The organism is Burkholderia sp. AU45274 (assembly GCF_030482505.1).
GTDB lineage: Bacteria > Pseudomonadota > Gammaproteobacteria > Burkholderiales > Burkholderiaceae > Burkholderia.
Window position 1 is genome coordinate 1,104,089 of sequence record NZ_JAUJQE010000001.1, and the last position, 15,301, is coordinate 1,119,389.

The following is a 15,301-nucleotide window of genomic DNA, read 5'->3' on the forward strand; positions in this document are numbered from 1 at the left end:
CAACAAGAAGATATCGAAATCGGAATCAGGCTTTGACGTGATCCGGTGCGACCGGCTTGAAGTCGCGCGTGTCGACCCGCAGCTCCTCGGTATCGAGTCCGTAGAGCGCATTCCACTGCCGGAAAATCGCGTTCATCGAAAACCGCTGAATCGCCCGTTTTCGGGCTGCCGCGCCCATTTGCTCGCGAAGCTGCCGGTCGTCGCGCAGCGTCGTCAGATACGCGGCCATCTCGGCGGCGTTCGACGCGACGTAGCCGGTCACGCCGTGAATCACCACGTCGCGATTGCCCACGACGTCCGTCACCACGGCCGGTATGCCGGCGACCTGCGCTTCGATCAGCGCGACCGGCATGCCTTCCCAGCGGGAAGTCTGGACGTAGATGTCCAGTTCCGACGTCAGCGCGAGCGCACGTGCGCGGGGTATCCAGCCGCTGCAGACGACGGCTCCGCGCTGGGCGGAATCCGGAATCTCGGCCGCGTTGCCGCCGATCCAGAGAAACTCGACGTCCGCGTCGTGCAGCAGGTCGGCGAGTCGCACGAAGGCTTGATGATTCTTCTGGTACGACGCCCGACCGCTCATCCCGATGACGACTTTGCGATCGTCGCGCATTCGACGCGGCGGGATCTCCGCCACATCGACACCGTTTTCCACCAGGACCGTCGATTTCGCCCGGACCTTTGCCCTGATCTCGGCGAGCTCGCTGCCCGAGCACGCGACGATGGTGCCGCCGATGTGCGCTGCGATGCGTTCGAAGCTCAGATAGGCGTACTGCTTCATGCGCGACACGTCGCGACGCAGGAACGAGAGTCCGTGCGGCGAGTAGAGCACCTTCGCGTTCGGGGCGGCGATCCGGGCGGCGATTCGCCCCAGTACGCCGGCCTTCGACGAGTGCAGGTGAATCGCGGTCGGCCTGCAGTCGCGCAGGTTCAGGACCAGCGCACGCACGCTCTGCAGATCCTGTCTGACGCTCACCTCGCGCGCCATGTCGACGTACACGAGCTTCACGCCGGGCAGGAACAGCGTCGAAAAATCGGTCGGGGTTTCCGATCGGATCGAGTGCAGAACCGTCACGTCGACGCCGGACGCTGCGGCATGGTTGGCGAGATGGGTCAGCATCGAAAGCACGCCGCCACCGAATGCTTCGGCGATATGAACGATCTTTTGTTGGGTCATCTGTGGGTCCAGCGATTCGCTCGCACATTCATCGAACGTCGTGACGATGAGTCGCCTGCGAATCTCGCGGTCTCGATATCCGGTTCGTGAAACTATGCATTCCTGATTGATAAATGCATGGCAGTCGCGGCCATTGGATCCTGCTGTCACAGTCGCTGGTTTGCGCCGACGTCGCAGCGTGATGGTTTCCGCCGATGAAATGCCGAGTCGACGTTGCCGCAGGGCGCCGGACACGATGCAGCGTGAGGAATCCATGCCGCGACATACGTGCAGGCGCGATTCCTCCGAACATCGAAACCGGCGTTCGACTACGACGACTGGAGCCGAGACAACGACGAAGTCCGGTTAGTGCGCGTGAATCCACTGGTCCGGATCATTGTGCAGCGCATGCGCGACCCACTGGGTGCGATGGCTTACCGAATGCGCGATTCGGCGACGCTATCGCGCGTCGGCGTGATGGCCCGACGACTTGCGCACGCGCGCGAGCGGATTGGAGATATAGCGAATCGCGCGGTTGCTGAGCGTTGCCGACGGCAGCAAGCATGCGAGCGACAGCCCGGCTACGGCCGCTTTCTTGGCAACGCCCCAGAACGGGTTGCGCAGCACGGTTTGCCAGTAGCGTCCGGATTCGCACAGGAACCAGCGCCAGCGCCGCACGAGTGGGGCGTGATAGAGCGTGCTGGCGAAGCGGGCCTTCTCGATCGCGAAGTCGAGCGGCGCGATCGGCAATGCTTCGTGCAGCCGCGTGGCGGCGAGCATGCGCAGCGTCGCCCACCGGCGTTCGGCTTTCAGCGCGCCCGTCGCGGCGTCTTCGGAGTTGGTGAGCGCAAGCGCCGGCGTGTCGGCGGGCAGGCGCATCCCCGGCTGCTGGTGGACGCGATAGCCGCCGAGCGTTGCATCGATCATGTGCACGGCGCCGAGCAACGCGATACCGTAGATCGCGTAGAAATCCGCACCGTGCAGATTGTCCGGGGTGACCGGCACCGGAAAGATGCGCTTGAGCGCGTCGACCCGATACGCGTTGCCCGATGCGGGCGGCGACGGGTACAGCCAGCCCGCGCGCAACAGGCGGCCGCAATCGGTGTCGACGGCCGACTGCGGTACGCTGGCCCCGGTCACCGCACCGTCCCGTGCGATCACGTCGAGCCGGAAATGCACCTTCACGAAGTCGCCGGAAGCGAATGCGGCCAGCACGCGGGCCGCGGCGTCGGCATAGAGCAGGTCGTCGGCGTCGAGCAGGATCACGTAGCGCGTCGTGACATGCTCGATCGCGCGGTTGTATGCGGCGACCTGGCCGCGATTCTCCTGGAACACCGCCGTCACGCGCTCGCCGTACGAGCGAATGATGTCGCGCGAATCGTCGGTGGAACCGTCGTCGACGACCAGCACGGGGACGCCGTGCGCGCTTTGTGCGAGCGCCGAATCGATCGCATCGCGCAGGTACGCGCCGTGGTTGTAGTTGCAGATTGCGATGGTCAGGGTGGTCATGAACGGATTCCGGACGAGCGAAGTGCGGACGATCCGGGTGCCCGGCGCGCAGGGTTCGGGCCCCGGAGCACGGTCGCGTCGCATGGCGGCCATGATACGCGTCGTCGATCGGCATTCGGTTCGCGAGCCTACCGTTGCGCGATTCGCTTCGTCGAAAGCGCGATGACGCGTCAACCGCAAGCCGGATACACCGCGCAGGCAGGGTGTATTGGTCTGTTGACGCACTGAAACGCGGCGGGTTCGAATGATCCAATCGACCGTAGCATGCCGTCGCGTCGACGGTATCGTCGGTGGGCAACTCGGTCGGCATGCAGCGATTCGGATGCGCGTGCCGGCACGTTCGAAGTCATTCCAGGGAGTCGACTCGATATGCGTAGATCACATGGCACGTTTCTCGCGCGCGCAGCGCTCGCCGCCATGTGCGCGGCAGGCGGGCTGGCTTGGCCGGGCAGTGCCGCGGCGGCATCCGGCACGTCCGTGCCTGGGGCGCTTCATGCGACTGTACCGGATGCGGTCGTTCGTCCCGCTGCGGACGCGGCCGATCAGGCCGACATGCTGCAACATGCGCTGGACGCGTTGCAGCCGGGCCAGCGGCTGGTGTTCGCGCCGGGCCGGTATGTGGTCGGCCGGTCGCTGGTCGCGCGGCAGCGGCATGTGGTGTTGTCGGGCTACGGCGCGACGCTGATCGCGACCACCCCCGGCGACCAGACGATCGAGATGAGCGGCGACGGTACGACGCTCGTCGGCTTCCGGCTCACCGGAGCCGGCACGACACGCCTCACGACGCCGGAGTCGTCGAAGGTCGAGGTGACGGGGCGCGGTGTGCAGGTGCTCGACAACGTCATCGACGGTGGCGCGGGCGGCGGGATCTTCGTGTTCGGCGGCGCGGACGTCGCGATCGTCGGCAACGAGGTGCTGTCGACGCTGGCGGATGGCATTCACATGACGCACGGCACGCGCAACGTGCTGGTGCAGGGCAATGTCGTTCGCGGCACCGGCGACGACATGATCGCCGTGGTGAGTTATCAGGCGGAAGGCGTGCTGACGCGCAACGTGCTGATTACCGGCAACTCGCTGGAGGGCAATCCGTGGGGGCGGGGCATCACGGTGGTCGGCGGTGCGGAGGTCACCATCTCGAACAACGTCGTGCGCAACGTACAGGTGAGTTCCGGCATTCTCGTCGCTCAGGAAGACAGCAATCGCACTGCCGGCTCGTCCGACATCCGCATCGAGGGTAATTCGATCGCGGATATCCAGACGGCGACGGATCGGGCCGATGCTCGCCCGGTCACGCAGCAGGCGGCGATCGAGGTCAGCACGTGGTCGGGTTCGGTGTCGCGCGTGACCGTGATCGGTAATCGCGTGTCGCATGCGCGATTCGACGGCATTCGCCTGTGGGGAAACGTGTCGGGCGTGCGTCTCGCGGACAATCAACTGTCGGGGATCGGCGGAATGCCGGTCCGGATCGACCCTGCGCACGCTTGCGCGGCCGGCCGGCAGGTGGGGGCATCGGGACAGCAGGCGAAGGGCACGCCGTGTGCCGGCGCCGCGCTTCAGCCGCTGTCGGCGGCAGGCGATGCGATCGGCGCGGATACGTCGTTGTTGCCGCGCGTGCGCGAGTCCGTCAGGCGGCCGCGCTGGCCGCAAGGCGGCCCCCACTGATCAGGTGTTGCGTGGGCCGCCGGTTGTTCGCGCGGCGGCGGGTGTTGGCGTCGCACACGCCGTCGCAATCCGCATGCCCTTACCGGATGACGTCGCGTTCCGCGGCTTCCTCGTCCGGTTCGCGCGAGGCGAGCGACGGGGGCTGCTGCGCGGTCCCGACGACTGCCCGCCCGTACTGATCCTCGAACCGCACGATATCGTCCTCGCCGAGATAGTTGCCCGATTGAACCTCGATGATTTCGAGCGGAATCCGGCCGGGATTCTCGAGTCGATGCACTTCGCCGACGGCGATGTATGTCGATTCGTTCTCGCACAGCAGGAACGTCTCGGCGCCGCGCGTCACCTTCGCGGTGCCGCGCACGACGATCCAGTGCTCGGCGCGGTGATAGTGCATCTGCAGCGACAGCTGCTTGCCGGGTTCGACCACGATCCGCTTCACCTGGAAGCGCTCGCCGAGGTCAATCGAATCGTAATGGCCCCACGGCCGCTGCACCTTGCGGTGCTCGCTCACCTGCGGGCGCTGGTCGCTCTTCAGGCGCGCGACGATGTTCTTCACGCGCTGCACGTCGTGCTTGTTCGCGACCAGCACCGCATCGGCCGTCTCGATCACGACGACGTCCTTCATCCCGACGCACGCGACGAGGCGGCCTTCCGAACGCACGAGGCTGTCCTGCGTATCCTCGAAGACGATCGGGCCGCGCGCGACGTTGCCGTGATCGTCCTTCGGCATGATTTCCCAGATCGCGTCCCACGTGCCGACGTCCGACCAGCCGGCCGCGAGCGGCACCACAATGCCTTCGATGCCGAGTTCGGCGTGTTCCGCGAGGCGCTCCATCACCGCATAGTCGATCGAATCCGATGGGCACGCGTCGAAGGCGGCCGCATCGACCCGGAAGAACGGATCGTCGGCGACGCCCGCGCGCCACGCGCTGTCGCAGGCGGCATGGATGTCCGGTGCGAGCGCGCCGATCGCCTTCAGCCAGACCGATGCGCGCGTGACGAAGATCCCGCTGTTCCACCAGTAATCGCCCGATTGCAGGTAACGCTCGGCGAGCGTCGCATCGGGTTTTTCGACGAAGCGTCCGATCGCGTAGCCGCCGTGGCTGCCGTGGCGGCCCGAGCGCGGCTCGCCGACCTGGATGTAGCCGTAGCCCGTCTCCGCGCGGCGCGGCAGCACGCCGAGCGTGACGATCGCGCCTTCCTGCGCATAACGCGCCGCGCGCGCGACCGCGTCCTGGAACGCGGCGACATCCGCGATCACGTGATCGGCCGGCATCACGGCGAGGACAGGATCGTTCGCGAGCGCGTTCGCGTCGAGCGCGGCCAGCGTCAGCGCGGGCGCCGTGTTGCGCGCCGCGGGCTCCAGCAGGATGCGGGCAGGCACCGAGCGGCCGTGTACCTGCTCGGCGCTCATGAAGCGATGTTGTTCGCCGCATACGAGTAGCAGCGTGTCGCCGAGCGACGCGTTCGCGATGCCGTTCAGGCGGCGCGCCGTCGCCGACAGCGGCGACTCGTTCGAGACCAGCTCGATCAGCTGCTTCGGATACTGCTCGCGCGACAACGGCCACAGCCGCGTGCCGGAACCGCCGGCGAGAATCACCGGCAGGATGCTCGGCAGATCGGGTTCGGGAACCGGGTGAAGGGCGCGGGTCATCGGTTCGCTCCGGTATCGGCGGGCAGCCGGGTGTGAGGGCGGCCGTCGGCGCGCGTATCGTCGTCGCGCGAGAACGAAACGGCGCGCGACAGCAGGTGACGCAGCGCACCGGCCGTACGGTCGGCCGGCCGGACCAGGCCGACGAACGGCGCCCCTTGTTCGAGATACGGGCCGTAGGCTTTGCGGAATCCGAACCGTTTGTAGAACGCCTGACGCGGCGCGGGGACGTGCATGCGCACCGCGGTGTCCGGCCATGCGGCCTGCGCGGCGGTGAGTGCGCGCCCGATCAAACGCTCGAGCGTCTCGTCATCGCGGCAGCTTTCGCTCGTCAGCACCTTGTCGATCACGACGTCCGGATCGATGTCGTCGCCGGGCAGGATGCGCGCGTAGGCGGCGACTTCCGTCGTGTCGCCGTCGCTCACGCTCGCATAGACGTGCAGCGCGCCTGCGTCCTTGCCGTCGATGTCGAGATGCGTGTGGGCGTCCTCGACCACCAGCACGGCGTTGCGCGCGCGCAGGATTGCATAGAGATCGACGGCGCTCAGATGTTCGAATTCACAACAATGCCATTCCATGATGCTGTCCTCGCGTGATGCCTTCGTCACGCCGCGCTGCACGGACGCGATCGTTCCGTGCGACGTGGCGATCTTCATCATCCGGATGCGCGGTCCGGCGGTCTGTTCGACAGCGTACTCACGCTCCGGATTCGCCGGTCCGGCGCGGGCTGCGGGGCGGTGTGCGCGACGGGCGAGCGTCGCAATGTGCGACAGCACACATCGTCCGTGCCGCTGGCTTTTCATAATTGATTCATCGTGGCTCGCTGCAATGAAGCGCGACTGGTCCGCATCGCACGCGAACGAGGCAGCGGGGCGCGGGACCGAGGATTGCGCGCGGCCGACGACGGACCGCTCGCGTACCGCATCGTCGGCACGCTGCCGCCCGCGTGCATGCACGACCGTCGTGACCTGTCGCGGGCCTGCATCCGGTCGAACCACGGGGTTGTCCGGTCGCGCGGGAATGGCCATCATGCTGCGCCGCGAGACGCGCGTGCCGGCCCCGTGAAGTTCGAGCTCGCCGGCGGCGATTCGCGCGAAAAGCGCCAGCGTGGCGCGATGCCGTTGATTACGGCGTGATTACGACGTGTAACGGCCGGATGGCTCTCGCGCCGGCGCAATGGGATCGGGCTATCCGGGGGCGGGCGCGATTATGTGGTGCGACGGACACGGTGCCGCCACTTTAAGGAGATTTCGACGGAAGTTGCGGGTAATCGACGGTATCAATCTTGCGGAAAAGTAGTATTTGCCACTGATTGACGGGAAAGGTCATAGATAATCAAATCTCAGTGTTCAAAAAGGGGGCGGTGCGGAACGGCCGGCCCCGTAACCGCTTGATTCAGGTTTATCTTTTGCTAACAAAACCGGCCCGAAACGGGGTGTAAATTCAGGTGCGGTTGAAATGGGGCAGTCAATCCGGGCGCGGTTTGGCGGCCCGCCGGTTCAGCATCGGCGCGCTTGCCGTGTACGACGCCATGCCCATGCGGACGGGTTTTGGTTTGCCGACGTGCCCCGCCTGGCGGCGGGTTGCTTCAAAGCCGGAATGTCGTGGCTCCCGTAGCCGCGCGTTCCGTTCGAGTTCGATGACAACGGGACCGGATGATATCCGGCTCGATCTCCGGGGGTTCTCGCCGTGTGCAGTTTCGATCTTCGCCAAGGCTGCGGAAACGCAGCGCGGAAAGGCGGCCATGCGCCGCCTGCCGCCGCGCACGCGAACGGTTCGCGGAGTGCAGAAAATGATGGTTCGTTATGAATATGCCAATAACGCGCGATAAGAGCGCCGGCGTGGGGAGCGGTAACGGGCAGCGTCCGCTGATTTACTGGACGCAATCGCCGTCCGTGATGCTGCGAAAGGAATTGTCGCGCCGCGACTGGAAGGTGTCGGTCGTCGCGCATGCGAGCGAGCTGCGCGACACGTCCGGCGAAATTACCTGCGGCATTCTCGACCTGAGCGGCGGTCATGCCGATGCGATCGGCAACATCGCGTCGACCTGCGCGTCGATGCGCGATGTCGTGTGGGTGGCGCTCGTGGATGTCGGCCAGACCACCTCGCCGAACGTGCGCGCGCTGTTGCGCGACTACTGCTTCGACTACGTGACGTTACCGGCGTCGCATCAGCGGATTGCCGATACGGTCGGCCATGCCTACGGCATGGAATGCCTGTTCGCGCGCGATCGCGAACAGCTCGAATCGGAGGAAAAGGGCATCGTCGGCACCTGCAGCGCGATGCTGCGGCTGTTCGATACGGTGCGGCGTTTCGCACGCACCGACGCACCGGTGTTCGTGTTCGGCGAAACGGGAACCGGCAAGGAACTTACGGCCGTCGCGATCCATCGCCATTCGGCGCGGCGCAACGGCCCGTTCGTCGCGGTCAACTGCGGTGCGATTCCGCCGCATCTGCTGCAATCGGAACTGTTCGGCTATGAGCGCGGCGCGTTTACCGGCGCGAACGCGCGCAAGATCGGCTACGTCGAAGCCGCGAACGGCGGCACGCTGCTGCTCGACGAGATCGGCGACCTGCCGCACGAGAGCCAGGCGAGCCTGCTGCGGTTTCTGCAGGAACGCTCGATTCACCGACTTGGCGGCAGCGAACCGGTGCCGGTCGATGTCCGGATCGTGTCGGCGACGCACGTCGACCTGCGCGATGCGATGGAAGAAGGACGCTTTCGCGCCGACCTGTTCCACCGTCTGTGCGTGATGCGCATCGACCAGCCGCCGCTGCGCGCGCGCGGCAAGGACATCGAACTGCTCGCGCACCACATGCTCGAACGCTTCCGCGGCGATGCGCGCCATCGCGTGCGCGGGTTCTCGACGGATGCGATTACCGCGCTCTACAAGCACGACTGGCCGGGCAATGTCCGCGAGCTGATCAACCGCGTGCGCCGTGCGGTCGTGATGACGGAGGGGCGCCTGATCACCGCGCGTGACCTCGAGCTCGAATACTGTCTCGATGCGGCGTCGCCGTCGGTGGCCGACATCCGCAAGTCGATCGAGCGCGAGGCGATCGAAACCGCGTTGCTGCGAACGCGCGGGCGCGTTGCCGCTTCGGCGCGCGAACTCGGCGTGTCGCGCGCGACGCTGTATCGCTGGATGGAGGCGTACGGTATCGAGCGGCCGCGCGGGACGGGCTCGTCCGATTGATACAGGGCGACCCGACGCTCGCGGTGGCCGCGAGCGTCGGGTCAGCCGGCCTGCGTGGCTCGCACCGCGCGCGCGGCGTTCACGGCACGGATTTCCACCGCGGGCGGGGCGTTGTCGTCGGCCGCCACAGGCTTCCCGTCGATGCGCAATGGAACGAGCGCGATGCGCGCCGGCGTGCCGGGCGCGAGATGGAACCAGTCGTCGCCTGGCATGAATCCCGGCGCGTCGATCTGCACATGGCGCGCGACGTGTCGCGTGTCGACGTCGACGTGCCAGGTCTCGCCGGTGCGCGACACGCATGCCTCGATCCCGAGTTCGCGACGCGCCAGCACGGCCGGATGCGTGCGCGACACAAAATGGAACGCCTGCGACAGCAGCGTGCCGTCGTCGGCACGCAGGGTCGCGACGACCGTATCGTGTTCGCACGGGCCGAAACGGTATGCATAGGTCCAGTCGAAGAAGCGGCCGAGCAACTCGGCCGAGCCGAGCCGCACCGTGTCGTGCGCGGCGATCCGCACCGGGCAGCCGGCCCGCGCGACCGGCGTACGGCCGTCGCGCAGCGCGACCAGCTCGATTGACGCCGACAGCGGCGCCGGGCGCTCGTTGACGACGTGCACGTCGAGCCCGTTCAGCCCTTCGTCGACGAGGAGCACCTGGATCGGCTGCAGCACCTGGCGCAGCGCATACCATGCCGATTTCGGCCGGTGGGCGGCGTCGATCACGCCCCATCCGGCGCCCGGCATCACGTCCTGGAACTGCCACACGAGCGCGCCGGCGCAACGCGAGCCGGTGCGGCGCCATTCGGAAAACGTCTCGCGCATCACGTCCGCGACCACCGCACGCGACAGCTCGACATAGCGCGCCGGATCCTCGCGCCGCAGCCGGTCCGGCACAACGTCGTACAGCGTCTGCAAATAGTGGTCGCGGATATCGTCGAAATCCCACGACGTGCCGGGGTCGCGCGGCACGGCCGCCTTCCAGCGCGGCTCGTGCACGCCGGGCCAGCCGAGTTCGGCGAGTGTCGCGTCGCACGGGACGTTCGCGAACGCGAGGCATTCGCTCGCAAAGCGCACGTCCGCGCGGCGCGCGTCGTCGAGCGGACGCAGGTACGCACCGACGCCGTAGTAGTGCGACACGCGTTCGCGCGGCGTGAACGGCAGTACGCCGCCGTCGGGCGAATCGGGCACGTACGGGACATCGGGACGGAGCGCGGCCGCGTGGCCGGCCAGCCGGTCGGCCGTCAGTTCGAGGAAGCGCTGCTTCGGCCCGAGCCCCGACATCGCGGCCTGTTGCGCGATCTCGCTGCCGCCGCACAGCACCGCAAGCGACGGCGAAGCGCCGTGACGCGAGAGGAACTGGGTCGCTTCGCGATCGACGTTGGCCGCGAACGTGGGATCGTCGAGCGCGTAATCGAAGTTCGCGAAACCGAAGTCCTGCCAGACCAGCAGCCCGAGCCGGTCGCACCACGCGTGAAAGGCATCGGCCTCGTAGGTCATGGTGCCGCCGACGCGGATCATGTTGAAGCCGGCGTCGCGTGCGAGCCCGAGCAGGCGGCCGTAGGTCGCGTCGCCCGCGTGGAGCGCGAGCGGCGCGGCGCTGCTCCAGCATGCGCCGCGCGCGAACACGGGCACGCCGTTGATGCGCAGTCCGAAACCCTTGCCGTCGGCGCCGGAATCGATCTCGATCGTGCGGAAACCGGTCGAGCCGAGCGGCCGGCGCGCATCGCCGATATGCAGCACAACGTCGTAGAGCGACGGTTCGCCGTGCGTATGCGGCCACCAGCGACGCACGTTCGGTATCGCGACGTGCGCACGCAGCCGGTCGGCGCCGTCACGTTCGAGCGTCGCATGATGTTCGCCGCACGACAGCCGCGCTGCGAACGTATCGGGCAGCGGCGCGGCGAACGTCAGTTCCGCGTCGAGCCAGCCCGTGTCGCCTTCGACACGCGCCTGCAGTTTGCAGTTGGCCAGAACGGGCCCGTCGGCCGGATCGAGCACGTCGACGGGCCGCCACGGGCCGGTGGGCACATACGGCGGAAACCAGCCGGGCATGTGCCCGAACAGCGACGTGCGGATCGTGCGCAGCCCGGCCGGCTCGGCGAGCCGCGTGCGCCAGCGCGCGCGGCGCGGTGCGCGCGCGTCGCGCAGGTGCGGCGCGAGCGCGCGGAAACAGAGGGTCAGCCGGTGCATGCCGTCGAGCGATACCGGCACGTCGTGCGCGACGAACATGCTGTCCGAGCCGTGAATCGGCGTGTCGTCGAGCCAGGCCTGTGCGAGCGTCGCGAGGCCGTGAAAGCGCAGGATGCGCGGCCCGCGCCCACGCAGCTCGACGCGGTACCAGTGGTCGCGCTCGTCGAGCGATGCGGCTTCGTCGAGCCGGCCGGCCAGCGCGAGCGCCTGCGCGACCGTGCCGGGCACCGGCGCCGCGATCCAGCCGCCGTGGCCGGCCGGGAGGTCGCGCGGTTCCCGAACGGCGCCTGCGGCCGTCGCCAGCATCGACCACGCGGGCAGGGCGCGCGCGCGCGTCACCGCATGACCGACACGGGCGCCGTGTCGTAGCGTGCGGGCGTCACGTGCCGCAACGGCGCGCAGATCTGCCGCGCGCACGCGACGACGTCGACATACGCGGCCTCGATCGCCTCGAGCGTCGAGTCGCCGCGCTCCTCCTTGCCGCGTGCGCATGCGCGCGCGAGCCGGAATTCCAGCACCATCGCTTCGGACGCGATGCGCTCGCACGCGGCGCGAATCTCGGCGAACGGGCCGATGCAGCCGCTCGCCTGCAGCCAGCGCGCATAGTGGCCGAACAGTTCGAAATTCGCGCCGAGCTGCCGCACCGAATTGAACGAGTACGCATGGAAATGTTCGAGCGGCGCCTGCGCGAGGCGTTGTGCGTCGGTCTGCAACTGCCGGCGGAACGCCGCGATCGGATCGACGGTCGGCAGGCGCCGCAGGTGGCGCTGCAACGCGGCGAGCGAGGCCTCGCAGAGCGCGCGTTCGTCAAGCGGCGTAAAGCGTCGTTTCGCGCATTCGACGTACGGCGGCAGCGTCATCGGCGAGTTGCCGCCGACGAGCCCGTTGTAGTCGAAATCCTCGGCCACGTAATAGCCGCTGTTGTGGAAGTAGCCGATCTGGCGGTTCGCGCGGTCGATCGCGTCGATGCCGATCGTCGTCTTCGTATGCTGCGTGCGGTAGCTGCTGCCGCGCGTATCGGGCAGGAACCACGCGTCGACCTCGACGATCATCAGGTGGCCGCGCGCGACCTGCGTCTCGATGTGCTGATCGAGCGGCTCGTAGATCGAATGTTCCTGCACGACGATCCCGTAGAGCCGCTCCAGCTCGTCGAGCGGAAACTTGAAGAACGTGAACTGATCGCCCTCGAAGTCGAGCGCGATCGTAAACGGCAGCGCCGCGTACGGATTGAGACCCCACCACCGGAGCACCTCGAGCCACATGTCGACATAGCAGTTGGTCTGCTTCCAGACCATCGCCTGGCTGTGCAGCGGGTGCGGCCGGTAGTGGCGGGCGCGGTGGCGCACGCTCTCGAACGACGCGTCTTCGCCGTCGCGGGACACGAACCTCATCGCGTCCCCCACAGCACGTCGCGGACCGCTTGCGGCCACGCGGCGATATCGAAGCCGTGGTGGCGGAACAGCGCGAGCGTGAGCCGTTCGAGGCCGAAGCCGACGCAGCCCGTGTGCGCGACGTCGCCCGTCGCGGTGCGGATGTCCCACAGCAGCCCGAAATGGTCCATGTGGTAGTTGAAGCTCAGGCACGCGGTCTGGCGATCGTCGTGCTCGATCGGGATCAGCAGCTCGAACTTCAGGTTCTGCTCGCGCTGGCTGTCCGCGACGATCTTGCCGCCGCGCCCGAAGAACGGGTCGTTCGCGAGATCGATCGCATTCGGCAGGCGCAGCGCGTCGATCATCTTCGTGCCGCGTTCGATCCACGTCTCGCGGAACGAGACGATCTGCTCGGGCGTGCCGATCCGCACGTACTCGCGCATCCGGAACAACTGCATGCGGGTCGGGTCGAGCGACGGTTCGTGACGGAAGCAGTACGAGAACACGTCGACGATCCGGCCGTCGGCGGGCAGCGCGCCCGCGCGTGCGACGACCGGATAGACGGGGTAGCACGCGGCCGGTGTCATCACGACGTAGGTCGGCTTCTGGTTCTCGGTCCAGTCGTCGCCGCGATCGAGGCATTGCAGCACGCGCTGATGCTGGCGTTCGTCGCCGCAGAACGCATGCACGCTGCCCGCCAGCTGCGGGAAGCTCTTCATGTATTCGCTGCGCTCGAACTCGGTGCGGCTCATGGCCGGCGGGAAGCGCAGCACTTCGGCCTGCTGGTCGGCACCGATGCGCGTGACGAACGCGTCGAGCGCTTCGACCACGCGCTCGAATCGCTCGCTGCGGCCGAACAGGCCCTGGATGCCGGTCGAGACTAGCAGGCCCGCGTCGATCAGTTCGTCGCGCAGCGGGTTGACGCCGGCGCGGTCGAGCGGGGCGTCGGCGGGGGAGGCGGCGGGCACGGCGAGGCGATCGTTCACGTATGTTTCTCCAGCGTCGCAGGACGCAGCGCGAGCAACAGGCTCGCAGTGTTGGCGGCAATGCGGTCGTTGCTGATCATCAGCGGCGCCGCGTGCAGGTCGCGAATGTGGCGGCCGATACTGAAGGGCGTGCCTTGCTTGTAGCCGGCCATCCCGCAGATCATCATCGCCTGGTGCGCGACTTCGAGGGCCGTCTCCGACACGTAGGTCTTCAGCGTATTGATTTCGGCGGCCCAGGCCATGCCGGCCGACCACGAACGGGCCGACGCATTCGCGTGAAGGCGCAGCACGTTGTCGACGCGGGCCTGCATCGCCTGCATCAGTGCAAGCGATTCGGCGATGCGCCGCGCGGCGGGCGAAGGTGCGCCGTCGGTCTGGCGTGCCTGCGCGCGGAAGAACTGGTGCGCGCGATGGAATGCGTCGCCGGCCACGCCGATCCACACCGCGGCCCACAGGATGTGCGAGACCGGCACCATCGTTTCCTCGGCGATCGTCGCGAACGGCACCGGCAGGCATTGCACGGCGGCGCCCTGCGCATCCAGCACGAAGCCGTTGCTGCACGTGCCGCGCATGCCGAGCGTGTCCCATTCGCCGCGGCGCGTGAGCGTGTAGCCGTCGCGCAGCAGCGTGACGAGCACCTGCTCGGAAGCCGGCGCATCCGCATCGCGTCGCGCGGTGGCGAGAATGCCGTCCGCGTAGTCGCCGTACGAGATCGTCGGCGCGGATTTGTGCAAACGGAAGCCGCCACCGTCGATTTCGAGTGCGCACTGGCTCGCGCGCAGGTTGCCGCCCACGCCGTCTTCCGACGTGGCTGATGCGAGCAACCACTGGTGGCGCACGAGCTGTTGCAGGAACAGCTTGTGCCAGCCCTGGCCGGCGGCGTGATCGACGATGCAGGCGACCTGGATCTGGTGCATCGCGAACACCATCGCCGACGACGCACAGGCCTGGCCGAGGATCGAGCAGGCCGACGCGATGTCTTCCAGCGACGCGCCCGCGCCGCCGAGATGGGTCGGCACCATCGCGCCGAGCAGGCGGCGCGCGCGCATCGCCTCGATCGCCTCGACGGGGCAGCGCGCGTCGCGGTCGACCGCGTCCGCGTGCTGCGCGGCGATCTGTGCGACGGCATGCGCGGCCTCGTCGAGCCGACGCGCATCGCTGTCGGCCGCGAGTTCGGGAAGCGGCGCGCTCATGCTGAATGCTCGGTGCGTTGCAGCGTGGTGATCGTGTCCGCGAGCGCGTCGATGCTGCGGAACAGGTTGCGGTTCAGCATCTCGTCGGGAATCTCGATGTTGAATTGCTTCTCGATCGCGAGCATCAGCTGGATCGTGTCGAGTGACGAAAGGCCCGCGTCGTAGAGGTCGTCCCCGTCGCCGATCGAATCGATCGCGGCTTCGAGATGGGCGACGTGTTTCAGGATGGTTCTGATTTCGTTTTTCACGTGCTGCTCCGGCGTGCGTGGTGTCGTCCGCTCGGGCAGACGCGCGACACGCGCTGACGTCCCCCCGGCAGTCCGGCATCAGTAGACCATTGGCAGACACGGTGTTCTGTTCGCCACCCTACAAACAGCTGACCCGGCAGGCA

At 67.5% G+C, this 15,301-nt stretch carries 12 protein-coding genes; 3 read left to right on the forward strand and 9 right to left on the reverse strand.

Features of this window, described 5'->3' with window-relative positions; translation table 11 throughout:
* Positions 1–25: 25 nt before the first annotated feature.
* Both QZM35_RS04970 and QZM35_RS04975 read right to left on the reverse strand, forming a co-directional pair.
* Complete coding sequence (locus QZM35_RS04970; protein ID WP_089432579.1) at positions 26–1,174, reverse strand: glycosyltransferase; 1,149 nt, start codon at positions 1,172–1,174, stop codon at positions 26–28.
* Between the two features lie 438 nt (positions 1,175–1,612).
* Positions 1,613–2,662: a glycosyltransferase family 2 protein gene (locus tag QZM35_RS04975; protein ID WP_089429115.1), complete on the reverse strand. Its 1,050-nt coding sequence runs from the start codon at positions 2,660–2,662 to the stop codon at positions 1,613–1,615.
* A gap of 369 nt (positions 2,663–3,031) precedes the next feature.
* On the opposite strand from QZM35_RS04975, the gene QZM35_RS04980 reads away from it, so the two are divergent.
* Positions 3,032–4,324, forward strand: a complete 1,293-nt coding sequence (locus tag QZM35_RS04980; protein ID WP_301775508.1) for a right-handed parallel beta-helix repeat-containing protein — start codon at positions 3,032–3,034, stop codon at positions 4,322–4,324.
* A 79-nt stretch (positions 4,325–4,403) separates the two neighbouring features.
* Here QZM35_RS04980 and QZM35_RS04985 read toward each other — a convergent pair whose 3' ends face one another.
* Together QZM35_RS04985 and QZM35_RS04990 are read right to left on the reverse strand one after the other, a co-directional pair.
* Positions 4,404–5,978 carry a mannose-1-phosphate guanylyltransferase/mannose-6-phosphate isomerase gene (locus tag QZM35_RS04985; RefSeq protein ID WP_301775509.1) on the reverse strand — a complete coding sequence of 525 codons (1,575 nt, stop codon included), beginning with the start codon at positions 5,976–5,978 and terminating at the stop codon, positions 4,404–4,406.
* Complete coding sequence (locus tag QZM35_RS04990) at positions 5,975–6,553, reverse strand: drug:proton antiporter (RefSeq protein ID WP_301775816.1); 579 nt, start codon at positions 6,551–6,553, stop codon at positions 5,975–5,977. Before QZM35_RS04990 ends, QZM35_RS04985 begins: the two co-directional genes overlap by 4 nt.
* 309 nt (positions 6,554–6,862) lie before the next feature.
* Here QZM35_RS04990 and QZM35_RS04995 point away from each other — a divergent pair, with 309 nt between their 5' ends.
* Together QZM35_RS04995 and QZM35_RS05000 are read left to right on the forward strand one after the other, a co-directional pair.
* Complete coding sequence (locus QZM35_RS04995) at positions 6,863–7,111, forward strand: hypothetical protein (RefSeq protein ID WP_301775510.1); 249 nt, start codon at positions 6,863–6,865, stop codon at positions 7,109–7,111.
* Positions 7,112–7,780: 669 nt separating this feature from the next.
* Entirely contained in the window at positions 7,781–9,172 is a 1,392-nt protein-coding gene (locus QZM35_RS05000) for a sigma-54 dependent transcriptional regulator (protein ID WP_174971616.1), read from the forward strand.
* Positions 9,173–9,213: 41 nt separating this feature from the next.
* Here QZM35_RS05000 and QZM35_RS05005 read toward each other — a convergent pair whose 3' ends face one another.
* From QZM35_RS05005 to QZM35_RS05025, 5 genes are read right to left on the reverse strand one after another with little or no spacing between them, the layout of a single operon-like run.
* Positions 9,214–11,700 carry a glycoside hydrolase family 2 protein gene (locus tag QZM35_RS05005; RefSeq protein ID WP_089432582.1) on the reverse strand — a complete coding sequence of 829 codons (2,487 nt, stop codon included), beginning with the start codon at positions 11,698–11,700 and terminating at the stop codon, positions 9,214–9,216.
* Positions 11,697–12,752, reverse strand: a complete 1,056-nt coding sequence (locus tag QZM35_RS05010) for a DUF1839 family protein (protein WP_089429112.1) — start codon at positions 12,750–12,752, stop codon at positions 11,697–11,699. Before QZM35_RS05010 ends, QZM35_RS05005 begins: the two co-directional genes overlap by 4 nt.
* Entirely contained in the window at positions 12,749–13,717 is a 969-nt protein-coding gene (locus QZM35_RS05015; protein ID WP_174971614.1) for an amino acid--[acyl-carrier-protein] ligase, read from the reverse strand. Before QZM35_RS05015 ends, QZM35_RS05010 begins: the two co-directional genes overlap by 4 nt.
* Complete coding sequence (locus tag QZM35_RS05020) at positions 13,714–14,910, reverse strand: acyl-CoA dehydrogenase family protein (protein ID WP_089427659.1); 1,197 nt, start codon at positions 14,908–14,910, stop codon at positions 13,714–13,716. Before QZM35_RS05020 ends, QZM35_RS05015 begins: the two co-directional genes overlap by 4 nt.
* A complete protein-coding gene (locus QZM35_RS05025; RefSeq protein WP_089427658.1) occupies positions 14,907–15,158 on the reverse strand; it encodes an acyl carrier protein in 252 nt (83 codons plus the stop codon). The genes QZM35_RS05020 and QZM35_RS05025 overlap by 4 nt, the downstream gene beginning before the upstream one ends.
* Between the last annotated feature and the right edge of the window lie 143 nt (positions 15,159–15,301).

What these genes read in the sequence shown, in the direction of transcription:
- QZM35_RS04970 (WP_089432579.1), bottom strand. Translation starts at nt 1,174, where the DNA reads ATGACCCAACAAAAGATCGTTCATATCGCCGAAGCATTCGGTGGCGGC.
- QZM35_RS04985 (WP_301775509.1), bottom strand. Translation starts at nt 5,978, where the DNA reads ATGACCCGCGCCCTTCACCCGGTTCCCGAACCCGATCTGCCGAGCATC.
- QZM35_RS04990 (WP_301775816.1), bottom strand. Translation starts at nt 6,553, where the DNA reads ATGGAATGGCATTGTTGTGAATTCGAACATCTGAGCGCCGTCGATCTC.
- QZM35_RS04980 (WP_301775508.1), top strand. Translation starts at nt 3,032, where the DNA reads ATGCGTAGATCACATGGCACGTTTCTCGCGCGCGCAGCGCTCGCCGCC.
- QZM35_RS05020 (WP_089427659.1), bottom strand. Translation starts at nt 14,910, where the DNA reads ATGAGCGCGCCGCTTCCCGAACTCGCGGCCGACAGCGATGCGCGTCGG.
- QZM35_RS04975 (WP_089429115.1), bottom strand. Translation starts at nt 2,662, where the DNA reads ATGACCACCCTGACCATCGCAATCTGCAACTACAACCACGGCGCGTAC.
- QZM35_RS05000 (WP_174971616.1), top strand. Translation starts at nt 7,781, where the DNA reads ATGAATATGCCAATAACGCGCGATAAGAGCGCCGGCGTGGGGAGCGGT.
- QZM35_RS05010 (WP_089429112.1), bottom strand. Translation starts at nt 12,752, where the DNA reads ATGAGGTTCGTGTCCCGCGACGGCGAAGACGCGTCGTTCGAGAGCGTG.